The following is a 14,496-nucleotide window of genomic DNA, read 5'->3' on the forward strand; positions in this document are numbered from 1 at the left end:
CGACCCGCCCCAGCCGATCCCCGTGCCCCCGCCCGCCGCCACCGACATCGTCGGCGTCGGCGCCCAGGTCACGGAGTCGCTCTTCAACCAGCTCTCCACCGACTACAACGCCTCCCTCACCGCCGCCGGCAACACCACCTCACCCCGCCTCTACAGCTGGGACTCGGTCGGGGCGAACCTCATCACCCCCAAGGCGGGATCGTCCCCGCTGGTCCGCCCCGACCGGTCCAACGCGGGAATCATCGCGCTGGCCTCCACCACCAGCGGCACGCTGGACTTCGCCCGCAGCACCCGGGGCCCGAAGGTCGACGACAGCGTGAACACGCTGTTCGTCGCCATGGCCAAGGACGCCGTCAGCTGGGCCGCCCCGGCCGGCGGCCACGCCCCGGCCAACCTCACCACCGCGCAGCTGCGCGCCATCTACACCTGCACCCTCACCAACTGGCGGCAGATCGACCCGGCGCTGCCCGACGCCACCATCCGCCCGATGCTGGCCGGCCACCTCCTGGTGACCCGGTCGGGGGTGGACGGCGCCTCCATGGACTCCTCCGGGTTCTTCCTTCAGGCCCTCGACTACTACTCCGCGATCGTGGGGGACCCCTGGACGGACCACTCGTGCGTCGGTGTCGTCGAACGGGAGAACCAGGGCACCGACGCGGTCCTGCACGACCCGGACGTGATCGTCCCGTACTCCGTCGGCCGCTACGTCGGCCAGGTCTACGGCGGCTACTCCACCCCGACCGACAACCCGGGGGTGCTCGTGCCACGCTCGGTCAACAACGTCCAACCGGTCAACCCCACGACCCACACCATCAGCGCGCCCTACTCGGCTTCGGCGTACGGGCGAGTCCTCTACAACACCGTCCGCCAGTCCGAGTGGAACGCCTTGGACGCGCACGGTGTCGCGCTGCGCGCCATCTTCGGCCCGTCCGGCTGGATCTGCCGGAGCGGCACCGGCGCCGCCGACATCCGCCTGCACGGCTTCCTCCCGCTACCGGGCCCCGCATGCGGCTCGCACACCCACAACTGACCGACCGCGGGCCCCGGACGCGTACTGCGTCCGGGGCCCGCGGCGGTTCTCCGGGCGCGTCCCGGGCCGGCCGCGCCGTCAGCGCCGGGCGCCGGGCCGGAGCCAGACCACCCAGGTGAGCGCCGCGCAGAACAGGTAGGCGGCGAGGAAGGCCAGGTAGGCGGCGTCGCCGTTGCGGCTGGAGAGGAAGGACTGGCGGAAGGCCAGGTTGACGAGCACCCCGCCGAAGGCACCGATCGCACCGGCCAGGCCGATCAGGGCGGCGGTGCGGCGCCGGCCCGCGGCCTCCGTGGCGACCGGATCGGCACCGGCGGCGACGGCGGCGCGGGAGCGGCCCTCGTAGTGGGCCGGAATCATCTTGTACGTCGAGCCGTTGCCGATGCCGCTCAGCACGAAGAGCGCGATGAACCCCGCGAGGAAGAGCGGCAGCGAGCCCGCCCGGGAGGCGGACAGCACCACGGCGGTGCCGGCGCCCATGGCGACGAACGTGACCAGGGTGACCACGGCGCCGCCCCAGCGGTCGGCGAGCCGGCCACCGACCGGGCGCAGCAGGGAGCCGAGCAGCGGGCCGAGGAAGGTGAGCGCGGCGGCCTTGACCGGGGTGTCGAAGCGGTCGTGGAACTGCACCTGGAGGACCTGCCCGAAGGCGAAGCCGAAGCCGATGAACGAGCCGAAGGTGCCGATGTAGAGGGTCGAGACGGCCCAGCCGTACGGGTCTCGCGCGACTTCGCGCAACGAGCGGTCGGCGGAGCGCGGGGTGGCGGGCAGGTTGTCCATCCGCCGCCAGGCGCCGACGGCGGCGAGGACGATCAGCGGGAGGTAGAGCAGCGGCAGCAGGCGGGGGTGGCCGGCGCCGGCGGTCGCGAGGACGAGCAGGCCGAGGAGCTGGACGGCGGGGACGCCGAGGTTGCCGCCGCCGGCGTTGACGCCGAGCGCCCAGCCCTTGAGGCGGTGCGGGTAGAAGGCGTTGATGTTGGCCATCGAGGAGGCGAAGTTGCCGCCTCCGACGCCGGCGACGCAGGCCACCGCGAGCAGGGTGCCGTAGGAGACGCCGGGGGTGAGGACCAGTGCGGCGAGCACGGTGGGCACGAGCAGCAGCAGGGCGCTGATCACGGTCCAGGTGCGGCCGCCGAAGCGGGCGACGGCGTACGTGTAGGGGAGGCGGAGCGCGGCGCCGAGTGCGGTGGGCAGGGCGGTGAGGGTGAACTTCCCGGCCGGGTCGATGTGGTACTCCGGCCCGAGGAAGAGGACCAGGACCGACCAGAGGCTCCAGACCGAGAAGCCGATGTGCTCGGAGGCCACGGAGTAGACGAGGTTGCGGCGGGCCGTCCGGGCGCCGGTGCGCTCCCAGAACTCGGTGTCCTCCGGGTCCCAGTGGGTGAGGGTGGGGGCACCGGCTCTGCCGGCGCGGGCGGGCGGGGTTTCGACGGCGGTGCTCATGCCTGGTCCTCCCGGATTATGGGGGCGGTGCTCGGGGCGGTCTGCGGAACGGTTGGCGAGTCGGTCTGCGAGTCGGTCTGCGGGTCGGTGCCCCGGGCGGGGCGCGGGGTGGTGCCCGGGGCGGTGTGCTCGGCGGTGGTGCCCGGGGCGGTGTGCTCGGCGGTGGTGCGGACGGGCCAGCGCCGGAGGACGGCGGGGCTGCCGTCGGGGGCGGTGTCCTCGTCGAGGCAGCGGCCGTCGGTGAGGTCGAAGACCTGCTTGTACATCGGCGAGGCGAGGGTGGGCCGGTCGCCGCGGCTGCCGAGCAGGCCGCGGGAGAGGACGTACGCGCCGCTGAACGGGTCGCGGTTGTCGACGGCGTGCAGGGCGCCGGCGCGGTCGAGGAAGAGGGCCACCTGCGCGTCGTTGCCGTCGTCGGCCGCGGCGAGGAGGACGGCGACGCCGCGGCCGGGCTGCAGGTCGTCGAGGGTACAGACGGGCTGCCAGCGGTTGCCGTCGTGGATCTCCACGGTCACTTGGCGAGCACCTCCAGTCGGGGACCGGCCACCAGGACCGGGGTGGGGGCGTAGACGGGGGCGGTGAGGACGTGGCCGTCCTCGTCGGGGCGGGCGGGGCGGATCTGGCCGCGTTCGGGGACGAAGGTGACGGCCGGGTCGGGCGTGCCGGGGGCGTTGACGAAGGAGGCGAACCGGCGCAGGCGGTCCGGGTCGGCCAGGGTGGCGGCCCACTCGTCCTGGTAGGACCCGACGTGACGGTCCATCAGCTGGTCGAGCTCGGCGGCGATGCCGAGCGAGTCGTCGAGGACGACCGCACGCAGGTGGTCCAGACCTCCCTCCAGCCGTTCCAGCCAGACGGAGGTGCGCTCCAGGCGGTCGGCCGTGCGGATGTAGAACATCAGGTACCGGTCGATGGTGCGGATCAGGGTATCGCGGTCCAGATCGGCGGCGAGCAGGTCGGCATGGCGGGGGGTCATGCCGCCGTTGCCGCCGACGTAGAGGTTCCAGCCGGCGGACGTGGCGATGATGCCGAAGTCCTTGCTCTGGGCCTCGGCGCACTCGCGGGCGCAGCCGGAGACCGCCGACTTGAGCTTGTGCGGGGAGCGCAGTCCGCGGTACCGGAGCTCCAGCTCGATGGCGAGGGCCACGGAGTCCTGGACGCCGTACCGGCACCAGGTCTCTCCGACGCAGGACTTCACGGTGCGCAGCGCCTTGCCGTAGGCGTGCCCGGACTCGAAGCCGGCGTCGACCAGGCGGCGCCAGATGGCGGGGAGTTGGTCGACGCCGGCGCCGAAGAGGTCGATCCGCTGGCCGCCGGTGATCTTGGTGTAGAGGCCGAAGTCGCGGGCCACCTCGCCGATCGCGATCAGACCGTCCGGGGTAATCTCGCCGCCGGGCACGCGCGGAACGACCGAGTAGGAGCCGTTGCGCTGGAGGTTGGCGAGGAAGTGGTCGTTGGAGTCCTGGAGCGCGGCCTGCTCGCCATCCAGGATGTGGCCGTTGGAGAGGCTGGCGAGGATGGAGGCGACGGTCGGCTTGCAGATGTCGCAGCCCTCGCCGCTGCCGTGGCGGTCGATCAGCCCGGAGAACGTGGTGAGGCCGGTGACCAGCGCGATCTCGTACAACTCGGCGCGGGTCTGCGGGAAGTGCTCGCAGAGACCGGTCTGCGGGGCGGTGCCGGCGGCGGTCAGCTCCTCGGTGACCACGGTGCTCAGCTGCTTGAGGCAGCTGCCGCAGCCGGTGCCGGCCCGGGTGCACTTCTTGACGGCGGCGACGGTCTCGCAGCCCTGGTCGCGGACGGCGGTGCGGACGGCGCCCTGGGTGACGTTGTGGCAGGAGCAGAGCACCGCGTCGTCGGGCAGCGCGATCGGGCCGGCGGCGGCGAACCCCGCGGGCAGGACGAGCTGCTCGGGCGGCGTGGTGAGCGGCTTGCCGGCCGTCGCGAGCGGGCGCAGGACGCCGTAGGACTCGGTGTCACCGACCAGGACCCCACCGAGCAGGGCCCCGTCCCGGCCGATCACCAGCTTGCGGTACACGCCGAGCCGGCTGTCGCTGTACAGCACGTCGAGGGCGCCGTCGGCGGTGCCGTGCGGGTCGCCGAAGCTGGCCACGTCGACGCCGAGCAGCTTGAGCTTGGTGGAGGTGTCGGCGCCGGTGAAGCCCGCGCCGGGGCGGCCGGCGAGTTCGCGGGCGGCGGTCTCGGCCATCTGGTAGCCCGGGGCGACCAGCCCGTAGACCCGGCCGTCGGCGGCCTGGGCGCACTCGCCGATCGCCAGCACGGCCGGGTCCTCGGTGCGGCAGCGCTCGTCGACGACGACGCCGCCGCGCGGGCCGACCGGGAGGCCGCAGTCGCGGGCGAGCTGGTCACGCGGGCGGACACCCGCGGAGAACACCACCAGGTCGGCGACGAGTTCGCGGCCGTCGGAGAGCGTCAGGGCCCGGACCCGGTCGTCGGGACCGGTGGCGACGCCGCTCGCGCCGGCGGCGGTGTGGACGGTGACGCCGAGGTCCTCGATCTTGCGGCGGAGCAGCTCGCCGCCGCCCTCGTCGACCTGGACAGCCATCAGCCGGGGTGCGAACTCGACCACGTGGGTGGCGAGCCCCATCGCCCGGAGCGCGCCGGCCGCCTCCAGTCCGAGCAGTCCGCCGCCGACCACCACACCGGTCGCGGCGGCCGCGGCGGCGGCCCTGATCTCCTCCACGTCCTCGACGGTGCGGTAGACGTGGCAGCCGTCGGCGTCGTGGCCGGGCACCGGCGGCACGAAGGGGACCGAACCGGTGGCCAGCACCAGGGCGTCGTACCGGAGCAGGTTCCCGGACCGGGTGGTGACGGTGCGGGCGGCCCGGTCGACGGCGGTGACCGGGTCGCCGAGGCGCAGGTCGATGCCGTGCTCGGTGAGGAAGCCGGGCGGGCAGAGACCGAGGTCCTCGACGGTGCGGCCGTCGAACAGTGCGCCGAGGTGGACGCGGTCGTAGGCGGGGCGGGGCTCCTCGGCGAGCACGGTGACCCGCCAGCGGTCGGCGCCCGGCTGCTCGGTCCAGGACTCCAGGAAGCGCTGGCCGACCATGCCGTGGCCGACCAGGACGAGGTCCCGCGGCCGGTCGGGCGTGTGCGACGTCATGGCGTGACTCCTCGGGGTGGTGCGGGAAAGGGTGACGGGGGAACCGGGGGAACCTGTTAGGGCCGGGGCGGTCGGGACATCGGTCAGGCAGCGGGCGGCGGCCGGGGGTCGGGGTCCGGCGGTCGGGGGTCGGGCCCGGCCGCTCATCCGGGCGCGGGTCCGGAGCCCGCGGTGAGCAGGTGCAGCGGGTGGCCGGTGAGCGGGTCGTCGCGGGCCCAGGCGTCGGCGAGGGCGTCGAGACCGGCCAGATCGCCGAACAGGATGGCCCCGACCAGCCGGTCGCCCCGCAGCACGAGCTTCTTGTAGCTGCCCCGGGTGGCGTCGGTGAGCCGGAGGACGTCGAGCCCCTCGTCGCCCGTCTCGTCGACGGCGCCGAAGGCCGCGTACTCCAGGCCGGCGGCGCTCAGCCGCGCCGACGGGCGGGAGCCGGTGTAGCGGGCGCCCGGGTCGGCGCCGGAGAGCCGCAGGGCGAGGATGTCGGCCTGGTCCCAGGCGGGGATGGCCGATCCCTGGACGGCGCCCCGGTGTTCGGCGCAGTCGCCGATGGCGGACACGTGCGGTGCGCCGGCCGCGAGGCGGTCGTCGACCAGCACTCCGGTGCCCACCGGCAGACCGGCGGCGTGGGCCAGCGCGGTCCGCGGCCGGGTGCCGCAGGCGAGCACCACCAGGTCGCAGTCGAGCCGGTAGCCGTTGGCCAGCTCCACGGCGGCGACCCGGCCGTCGGGGGCGACGACCGTGCGGGCCCGGTTGCCGGGGTAGGTCGCGACACCCAGCCCGTCGAGCCGGGCGCGGAGCGCCGCACCCGCCTCCGCATCGAGCTGACGCTCGATCAAATACGGTCCCTGGTGGACGATCTCGGTCCGGACACCGAGTGCGGCCAGCGCACGGGCGGCGCTCACACCGAGCACACCGCCACCGACGACCACGGCCCGGCGGGCGGTGACGGCGTCCTCGGCGAGCCGGGTGCAGTCGTCCAGGGAACGGAGGGTGTGCACGCCCTCGGTGAGTCCGGCCCCGTCGGCGCGCCGCAGGCCCCGGACGGGCGGCAGCACGGGATTGGAGCCGGTGGCCAGCACCAGTTCGTCCCAGGGCTCCACCGTTCCGTCGGCGAGGCCGAGCGTCCGGGCGTCCGGGTCGAAGGTCACCGCCTCGCAGCCGGCGCGGAGCCGGGCGGCGCCCAGCGGCAGGGCGATCGCCTCGGCGTCGTACCGTCCGGTGAGCACGTCGGCCAGCAGCACCCGGTTGTAGGGGGTGCGCGGTTCGGCGGCGTAGACGGTGACGGTGCCGGCGCCGCCGAGCGCGGTGTACCGCTCGGCGAAGCGGGCGCCCGCCATGCCGCCCCCGACCACGGCGATCCTTCGCTCCGTACGCATCACGCCACCGCCCATGCCGTGTCGTCCGGCCGGCGCGCCCCGGGCCGCGTCGCCCGACCCGCCCGTGCCTCCTGCATCGGCCGCGCCTCCCGGTCGGGACGCCCTTCCTGCTCCGGCCGCGGCCGGGCCGCGGGTTCGACCCGCACCGCGCACGTCTTGAACTCCGGCATCCGGGAGACCGGGTCGAGCGCGGGGTTGGTCAGGCTGTTGGCCCGCCCGGCCCCGGGCCAGTGGAACGGCATGAACACGGTGTCCGGCCGGATCGTGTCGGTCACCCGGGCCGGCGCCACCGCCCGGCCCCGCCGGCTGACCACCGCGACCGGATCGCCGTCGGCGATGCCGAGCCGGGCGGCCAGCCGGGGGTGCAGCTCGACGAACGGCCCGGGAGCGGCGGCGTTCAGCTCGGCGACCCGCCGGGTCTGCGCCCCGCTCTGGTACTGGGCGAGCACCCGGCCGGTGGTGAGGTGCAGCGGGTACTCCCCGTCGGGCTCCTCCCCCGCCGGACGGTGGGTCACGGCAGCGAACCGGGCGCGGCCGTCCGGGGTGGCGAACCGGTCCAGGAAGAGCCTCGGCGTGCCCGGGTGCCCGGCGTCGGGGCAGGGCCAGAAGACGCCGTTCTCCGCCGCGATCCGCCGGTAGCTGATGCCCGCGTAGTCCGCGTCCCCGCCCGCCGAGGCACGCCGCAGTTCGTCGAAGACCTGCTCGGCGTCGTCCGGGAAGCCGGCCTCCACGCCCAGCCGGGCGGCGAGTTCGCGCAACAGCCACAGTTCGCTGCGCACCCCCTCGGGCGGGTCCACGGCCCGGCGGCGCAGGATCACCCGGCCCTCCAGGTTGGTGGTGGTGCCGTCCTCCTCGGCCCACTGGGTGACCGGCAGCACGACGTCGGCCAGCCGGGCCGTCTCGGAGAGCACCGGGTCGGCGACGACCAGCAGGTCGAGGCCGCGCAGCCGGGAGGTGACGTGGGCGGCGTTCGGCGCGGAGACCACCGGGTTGGAGCCCATCAGCAGCAGCGCCCGCGCCCCGCCCGGCTGCCCGAGGCCGTCCAGCAGCTCGTACGCGGAGCGGCCGGACCTCGGCAGGGCCTCCGGATCGACGCCCCACACCCCGGCGACGTGTGCGCGGTCGGCCGGGTCCTCGATGGAACGGTAGCCGGGGAGCTGGTCCGCCTTCTGGCCGTGCTCCCGGCCGCCCTGCCCGTTGCCCTGGCCGGTCAGGCAGCCGTAACCCGCGTACCGGCGGCCCGCGTTGCCGGTGGCGAGGCAGAGGTCGATCCAGGCGCCGACGGTGTCCGTCCCCTTGCTCTGCTGCTCCGGTCCGCGGGCGGTGAGCACCATGCCGGTCGCGGCGCGCCCGAACAGCCGGGCCGTCCGGCGGAGCAGGTCCACCGGGACGCCCGTGATCCGTTCCACCCGGTCCGGCCAGTGCGCCATGGCGGCCTCCCGGGCCCGGTCGAAGCCGGTGGTCCGGGCGGCGACGAAGTCCTCGTCCACCAGCCCGTCGGCGATCACCAGGTGGAGCAGTCCGAGGGCGAGCGCGAGGTCGCCGCCGGGGCGCGGCTGGAGGTGCAGGTCGGCCAGTTCGGCGGTCCGGGTGCGGCGCGGGTCGACGACGATCAGCGTGCCGCCGTTCTCCCGGATCTCGCGGAAGTAGCGGAGCGCGGGCGGCATCGTCTCGGCCGGATTGCCGCCGACGAGGATCAGGCAGCCGGTGTGCGGGACGTCGGCCAGCGGGAAGGGCAGCCCCCGGTCCAACCCGAACGCCCGGCGGTGCGCGGCCGCGGCGGAGGACATGCAGAACCGGCCGTTGTAGTCGATGTTGGCCGTCCCCAGCACCACCCGGGCGAACTTGCCCAGCTGGTAAGCCTTCTCGTTGGTCAGCCCCCCGCCGCCGAACACCCCGACCGCGTCCGCCCCGTGCCGCTCCCGGACGGCGGCGAGACCCGTCGCCACCCGGTCGAGGGCCTCCGCCCAGCCCGCCGAGCGCAGCGGCCCGCCCGGCCGGTCGCGCAGCAGCGGTCCGGTCAGCCGGACGCCGACCGCCAGCACGGCGGGCGCGGAGCGGCCCTTGCCGCAGAGCGCACCCCGGTTGACCGGGAAGTCGGCGCGCTCCAGCACCTCGGCGGGCGCCTCCCCCGGGCCGGCGTCCGTGGCACGCAGCCGCATCCCGCACTGGAGCGAGCAGTACGGGCAGTGGGTCTCCGTGGCATCGGCGGCGCCGGCTCCGCCCGCGGCGTCGGCAGCCCCGGACGTGTCGGACACGTCGGACACGTCGGACACGTCGCGAACGGAGGTGGTGGAGTCGGCGGAGGAGGGGGTGGGGGTACGGGTAGAGGCGGAGCCGGCGGGGGTGGCGGGGGTCATGGCCAGAAATGTGACCGCCGGTCGTTTCGCGACAGGGTCCGCCGTGTTGCACGCGCGGTACACGTCCCTCACGCCCGCCGGCACCCGTGGTGCGCCCCAGGACATCCGCCGTAACCGGAGCAGCCCTTTCACTAACGCGCAGGTGACCGGCGGGCAATCGGCCCGTAACGCGCGGACCGCACCCTTTCGGCCATGGCAACAACCACCCTCACCGGATCGCGCCCCACCCCGCGGCCCGGACCCCTCACCGGCTTCACCATCGGGGTGACCGCCGCACGCCGCCGCGACGAGCTGGTGGCACTACTCACCCGGCGTGGTGCCCAGGTGGTGGAGGCACCGGCCCTGCGGATCATGCCGCTCGCCGACGACCTCGCCCTGCGCCAGGCCACCGAACAGTGCCTGGCCGCCCCGCTCGACTACGTCGTCGCCACCACCGGCGTCGGCTGGCGCGGCTGGATGAGCGCCGCCGAGGGCTGGGGCCGGGGCGCCGCCCTCGCCGAGGCCTGCCGACACGCCGTCGTCCTCACGCGCGGCCCCAAGGCCACCGGCGCGGTCCGCGCCAGCGGCCTCGGTGAGGGCTTCTCTCCCGGTTCCGAGGCCACCGACGAACTGCTCACCTGGCTGCTCGCCCGACCGCTGGCCGGCAGCCGGATCGCCGTCCAGGAGCACGGTGTCCGGCTGCACGCCTTCGCGGCGGCGCTGCGCGAACGCGGCGCCGAGGTGATCTCCGTCCCGGTCTACCGCTGGGCACCGCCGGACGACCCCGCACCGATCCGGCGGCTGGTCGAGCAGACCGTCCGCCGCCAGGTCCACGCCCTCGCCTTCACCAGCGCCCCCGCCGTCACCGCCTTCGTCGAGACGGCCGCCGCCGACGGCCTGCGCGAACCGCTGCTGGACGCGCTGCGCGGGGACGTCCTGCCGGTCTGCGTCGGCGCGCTCTGCGCCCGGCCGTTCGCCGAACTGGGCCTGCCCGCCGTGTTCCCCGAGCGCGGACGGCTCGGCTCACTGGTCCGGCTGCTCGCGGAGACCCTCCCGGGCCGGGGCCGCCGCGAGTTCGTCCTGCGCGGAAGGACCCTGACGCTCCAGGGGAACGCCGTCCTGGTCGACGGTGAGAGCCACTGGCTCAGCCCCCGCGGCGCGGCCGTGCTGCGCGCCCTCGCGGAGCGCCCGGGCCACGTCCTCAGCCGCGCGGACCTGCTGCGGACGGCCTGGGCCGACGCGGTCGCCGACGAGCACGCCGTCGAGGCGGCCGTCGGCCGGCTGCGGACGGCGCTCGGACCGCACGCCCGGCTGATCCGTACCGTGCCGAAGCGCGGCTACCGTCTGGCGGCGGACTGATGGCCGCCCGGCTCCACCCCGCCACCGCGCCCGGCCGGTCCGGCAGCGCCGGGGGTTCAGGCTCCGGCTGCGCCGTCTGCGCCGCCGGTCCGTCGGTGGCCGACCCGGCCGAGCAGCGCGCGCCTGCGGACGAACCCCCGGTCCTGCTCGCCGTCGCACACGGCAGCCGGTCCGCCGAAGGGGTCGCCACCGGCCGTGCGCTGCTCGGCCGGGTCCGCGAGCTGCGGCCCGAACTCGACGTCCGCTGCTGCTTCCTGGACCTCGCCCGCCCCTCGCTGCCGGAAGCGCTCGACGCACTGCGCGGACGGCCCGCCGTCCTGGTCCCGCTGCTGCTGGGAGCCGGCTACCACCTGCGCGTCGACCTCCCCGGTGCGCTCGCCGCCGCCGGGCTGGCGCACCTCCCGCTCGCCCCCGCGCTCGGCCCGCACCCCCTGCTCGCCGCCGCGCTCGCCGACCGGCTCACCGACAGCGGCCGCCCGGCGGGCGCCGGTCCGGTCGTCCTCGCGGCGGCCGGCTCCTCCGATCCCGCCGCCAACGCGGACACCGCACAGATGGCCCGGATGCTGGCCGACCGCCTCGCCGACGGCCGGCCCGTCGTCCCCGCCTACCTCTCGGCCGCCCACCCCACCCCCCAGCAGGCGGTGACCGCCCTGCACGCCGCCGGCCACCGGCACGTCGCCGTCGCCACCTACCTGCTCGCCCCGGGCTTCTTCGCCACCCGCGCCGCCGCCACCCCCGCGCGCTGGACCGGTGCGCCCCTCGGCACCCACGACGGCCTCGCCCGCCTCGTCGCCGAACGCTACGACCGGGCACGCGCCGGTCAGGCACTCTCCGACCGGGCGCTCGCCGACCGGTCCGGGAACGACCGGGCCCGTCCCGACCGGATCCACGCCGCCCGGATCCACGCCGACCGGAGCACCATGGCCGGAGCAGGCTGACCACCGGCAGCGGCCAGCGGGGGACGGGCCGCTCGGTGCGCGGAGAAGTCGCGGTCGCGGTCGCGGTCGCGGTCGGTCGGAGGATCTCGGTGCTCGTCATGTGCCCAGCCTCCGCGTCCGCCGACCGTCGCGAATCGTGCGGACGCCCGATCCCTCTCCCCCGCGCGGGGGAGCACCGGCCTGCGCCCGGCGCCTCTCCTCTCCCCTCCTTCCCTTCCGCCTCCTCCCCCTCTCTTCCTCCTCTCTTCCTCCCATCCGCCGGCGAAGCTGTCGGACTGCTCACACCCACCCGCCAATCCCCCTGCGCCCGCCGCCCTCCGCCTAGGGTGATCTTCGTCGGTGCGGGCGGATCGGACGATGGGGTGGACCAGGTGGGAGTTTCACTGACGGCGCGTCAGCTGGTCGAGCTGCTCGTGGACCCCGGGAGCCACCTGGACTGGGACGAGCCGGCGGACACGGAGCCCGCGGACGCCGAGTACCGGGCGAGCCTCGCCCGGGCACGCCGGCGGACCGGACTGGACGAGGCGGTCCTCACCGGCACCGGCCGGATCGGCGGACAGACCGTCGCCCTGATCGCGTCCGAGTTCGGCTTCCTCGGGGGGTCGATCGGGGTCGCCACGGCCGAACGGATCACCCGGGCCGTGGAGCGGGCGACCGCCGAGCGGCTGCCCGTGGTCGCTCTGCCGGTCTCCGGTGGGACGAGGATGCAGGAGGGGTCGGCCGCCTTCCTCTGCATGCTGCGGATCACCGCCGCCGTCCAGGCGCACCGCGCGGCGGGCATCCCGTACCTCACCTATCTGCGCAACCCCACCATGGGCGGGGTGTTCGCCTCCTGGGGCACGCTCGGGCAGCTGGTGTTCGCCGAGCCGGGGGCCCGGCTCGGCTTCCTCGGGCCGCGCGTCTACGAGGAGCTGCGGGGTGTGGAGCTGCCCGCCGACGTGCAGCGCGCCGAGACCCTGGCCGACCGCGGCCTGGTGGACGCGGTGGTGGCGCCGGAGGAGTTGCGCGAGGTGCTGCGGCGCTCGCTCTCCGTGCTGACCCGCGTGGCGCCGGCCGGCGGACCCGGAGAGCCTCTCGGATCCGATGAGCCCGACGGACCCGCCCGACCCGGCGGGTCCGGCGGGTCCGGCGGGTCCGGCGAACGGCCCGACGCCTGGGAGGCCGTCCGGCGGACCCGTCGCCCCGACCGACCGGGCATCCGCGAGCTGCTCCGTCGGACGGCCGAGGAGCTGGTGCTGCTGGACGTACCGGGCGGCCGGGACGGCGCACTGGTGCGCGCGCTCGCCGTCCTGGAAGGGCGGCCGGTGCTGGTGGTCGGGCAGCAGCGGCAGGCCGGCGACCGCGAGCGGCCGTTCACCGCGGCCGACCTGCGCGCCGTCCGCCGGACCGCCGGCCTCGCCGAGCAGCTCGGGATGCCCCTGGTCACGGTGGTCGACACGGCCGGGGCCGAGCTCTCCGCCCAGGCCGAACTGGACGGCATCGCGGTGGAGATCGCGCACTGCCTGACCACCCTGCTCTCGCTGCGCACGCCGGTGCTGTCGGTGCTGCTCGGCCAGGGCTCGGGCGGCGGCGCGCTGGCCCTGCTGCCGGCCGACCGGGTACTCGCCGCCGGGAACGCCTGGCTGGCGCCGCTCCCGCCGGAGGGCGCGTCGGCGATCGTCCACCGGGACGGCGCGCACGCCGCCGAACTGGCCCGGGCCCAGGGCATCGGCGCGTACGACCTGGCCGCGGTGGGTCTGGTGGACGTGGTCGTGCCGGAGCTTCCGGACGCCGCCGAGGAGCCGGCGGCGTTCTGCGAACGGCTCGGACGGGCCGTCGGCGTCGCGCTCGGCGAGCTGTCACGGCTGTCGGCGGCGGAGCGGTCGGCCGCCCGCGCCCTGCGGCACCGGCGACTGGGGGACGCGATCGCCCCGTGAGACCGGTTTCCGGCGCCGTGCCTGCGCATCCGGTACCCGCGCCTGTGGCGCCGCTCTCAGATCGTCTGTACCCGTGGTGGCGGCGGCGCGCCGGTCGGTGACGGTGCCGCGAGCCGGTCCGGTGAGTGCGCTCACAGGGATTCGACGGCCACGACGGTCGATAGTGCCCGCGCCGTCCGGCGACGACTGCTTTGAGCGGCCCCGCCCGTTGCGGACATCGGTGCAGCTCAGCGGGCATTGCGGCGCGCCGTCACCGCGCCGCCTTCGATTCGCGGCACCGCCCGCCGCTACGACGGTGCGTCGTATCCGGGGGGTCTTGGCGGGCGCCCTCCGCGTCTGGCAACAATGGCTCAGTCGTCAGCCGCACCCGGTACCTGTCCCACCGGGAGCGGCTTTCCGCAGACTTTTCGCCGGGCACGCCCCGCGACCGTTTCGGCCCCTGTCCGGCCGCGGTCGGGGCGGGACGTGCACCGGCCCAACCTGATTGAGGTCTTGTTCTTCATGCCCGCTTTCAAGCTTCGTATGCGCACTTCTGCCGCTCTTCTTGCCGGTGCCGCCGGTCTGACCGCCCTGGGCGCCGGCCTGGTGCCCGCCACCGCCTCGGCCGCGACCGCGTCCCCGCAGGCCATCGCCGCCCAGATCGTGCCGGCCGGCCAGCTCGCCGCGTTCAAGCAGATCATCTCCCACGAGTCCAGCTGGAACGTGACCGCGACCAACCCCAGCTCGGGCGCGTACGGCCTGGCGCAGGCGCTGCCGGGTTCGAAGATGGCGACGCACGGCTCCGACTGGAAGACCAACCCCACCACCCAGATCAAGTGGGCGCTGGACTACATGAACACCCGCTACGGCAGCCCGAACGCCGCCTGGTCGTTCTGGCAGACCCACCACTGGTACTAAACCGACCCCACCCGTCTCCACCGACGGCATCCGGACCGCCTGTCCCCCCTCACCCCGGGGTCGGACAGGGATCACCGGGGTGACCG

Annotated in this window: 10 protein-coding genes; 5 read left to right on the forward strand and 5 right to left on the reverse strand. The window is 75.4% G+C overall.

The window, feature by feature from the left end:
• A partial coding sequence (locus PUR56_RS21510) for a substrate-binding domain-containing protein (protein ID WP_329950103.1) occupies positions 1-1,030 on the forward strand: 1,030 nt, incomplete at its 5' end.
• Positions 1,031-1,108: 78 nt separating this feature from the next.
• Here the strand turns inward: PUR56_RS21510 and PUR56_RS21515 are convergent.
• The 5 genes from PUR56_RS21515 to PUR56_RS21535 form a co-directional block, all read right to left on the reverse strand.
• On the reverse strand, positions 1,109-2,470 hold the full coding sequence (locus PUR56_RS21515) for a nitrate/nitrite transporter (protein WP_329877806.1): 1,362 nt from the start codon (positions 2,468-2,470) through the stop codon (positions 1,109-1,111).
• Positions 2,467-2,985: a nitrite reductase (NAD(P)H) small subunit gene (locus PUR56_RS21520; protein WP_443034543.1), complete on the reverse strand. Its 519-nt coding sequence runs from the start codon at positions 2,983-2,985 to the stop codon at positions 2,467-2,469. The genes PUR56_RS21515 and PUR56_RS21520 overlap by 4 nt, the downstream gene beginning before the upstream one ends.
• Complete coding sequence (nirB, locus tag PUR56_RS21525; protein ID WP_329950104.1) at positions 2,982-5,588, reverse strand: nitrite reductase large subunit NirB; 2,607 nt, start codon at positions 5,586-5,588, stop codon at positions 2,982-2,984. Before nirB ends, PUR56_RS21520 begins: the two co-directional genes overlap by 4 nt.
• Before the next feature lie 143 nt (positions 5,589-5,731).
• Positions 5,732-6,961 carry an NAD(P)/FAD-dependent oxidoreductase gene (locus PUR56_RS21530; protein WP_329950105.1) on the reverse strand — a complete coding sequence of 410 codons (1,230 nt, stop codon included), beginning with the start codon at positions 6,959-6,961 and terminating at the stop codon, positions 5,732-5,734.
• The gene (locus PUR56_RS21535) at positions 6,961-9,123 is read right to left on the reverse strand and encodes a molybdopterin oxidoreductase family protein (protein WP_329950157.1); all 2,163 of its coding nucleotides are present in this window, start codon (positions 9,121-9,123) and stop codon (positions 6,961-6,963) included. Before PUR56_RS21535 ends, PUR56_RS21530 begins: the two co-directional genes overlap by 1 nt.
• A 390-nt stretch (positions 9,124-9,513) precedes the next feature.
• Between PUR56_RS21535 and PUR56_RS21540 the strand changes: the two genes are divergently transcribed.
• From PUR56_RS21540 to PUR56_RS21555, 4 genes are all read left to right on the forward strand, one after another.
• A complete protein-coding gene (locus PUR56_RS21540; RefSeq protein WP_329950106.1) occupies positions 9,514-10,659 on the forward strand; it encodes a uroporphyrinogen-III synthase in 1,146 nt (381 codons plus the stop codon).
• Positions 10,659-11,597: a sirohydrochlorin chelatase gene (locus PUR56_RS21545; protein WP_329950107.1), complete on the forward strand. Its 939-nt coding sequence runs from the start codon at positions 10,659-10,661 to the stop codon at positions 11,595-11,597. Before PUR56_RS21540 ends, PUR56_RS21545 begins: the two co-directional genes overlap by 1 nt.
• Positions 11,598-11,968: 371 nt before the next feature.
• The gene (locus PUR56_RS21550; RefSeq protein WP_329950108.1) at positions 11,969-13,513 is read left to right on the forward strand and encodes a carboxyl transferase domain-containing protein; all 1,545 of its coding nucleotides are present in this window, start codon (positions 11,969-11,971) and stop codon (positions 13,511-13,513) included.
• Positions 13,514-14,035: 522 nt separating this feature from the next.
• Complete coding sequence (locus tag PUR56_RS21555; RefSeq protein ID WP_329950109.1) at positions 14,036-14,410, forward strand: transglycosylase SLT domain-containing protein; 375 nt, start codon at positions 14,036-14,038, stop codon at positions 14,408-14,410.
• The last annotated feature ends 86 nt before the right edge of the window (positions 14,411-14,496 follow it).

This window comes from Streptomyces sp. BE303 (assembly GCF_036290945.1).
Lineage (GTDB): Bacteria > Actinomycetota > Actinomycetes > Streptomycetales > Streptomycetaceae > Kitasatospora.

Bases quoted from the DNA above. Each gene is read 5' to 3' on its own strand.
- nirB (WP_329950104.1), bottom strand. From the start codon at position 5,588: ATGACGTCGCACACGCCCGACCGGCCGCGGGACCTCGTCCTGGTCGGC.
- PUR56_RS21535 (WP_329950157.1), bottom strand. From the start codon at position 9,123: ATGCGGCTGCGTGCCACGGACGCCGGCCCGGGGGAGGCGCCCGCCGAG.
- PUR56_RS21530 (WP_329950105.1), bottom strand. From the start codon at position 6,961: ATGCGTACGGAGCGAAGGATCGCCGTGGTCGGGGGCGGCATGGCGGGC.
- PUR56_RS21555 (WP_329950109.1), top strand. From the start codon at position 14,036: ATGCGCACTTCTGCCGCTCTTCTTGCCGGTGCCGCCGGTCTGACCGCC.
- PUR56_RS21540 (WP_329950106.1), top strand. From the start codon at position 9,514: ATGGCAACAACCACCCTCACCGGATCGCGCCCCACCCCGCGGCCCGGA.
- PUR56_RS21515 (WP_329877806.1), bottom strand. From the start codon at position 2,470: ATGAGCACCGCCGTCGAAACCCCGCCCGCCCGCGCCGGCAGAGCCGGT.
- PUR56_RS21545 (WP_329950107.1), top strand. From the start codon at position 10,659: ATGGCCGCCCGGCTCCACCCCGCCACCGCGCCCGGCCGGTCCGGCAGC.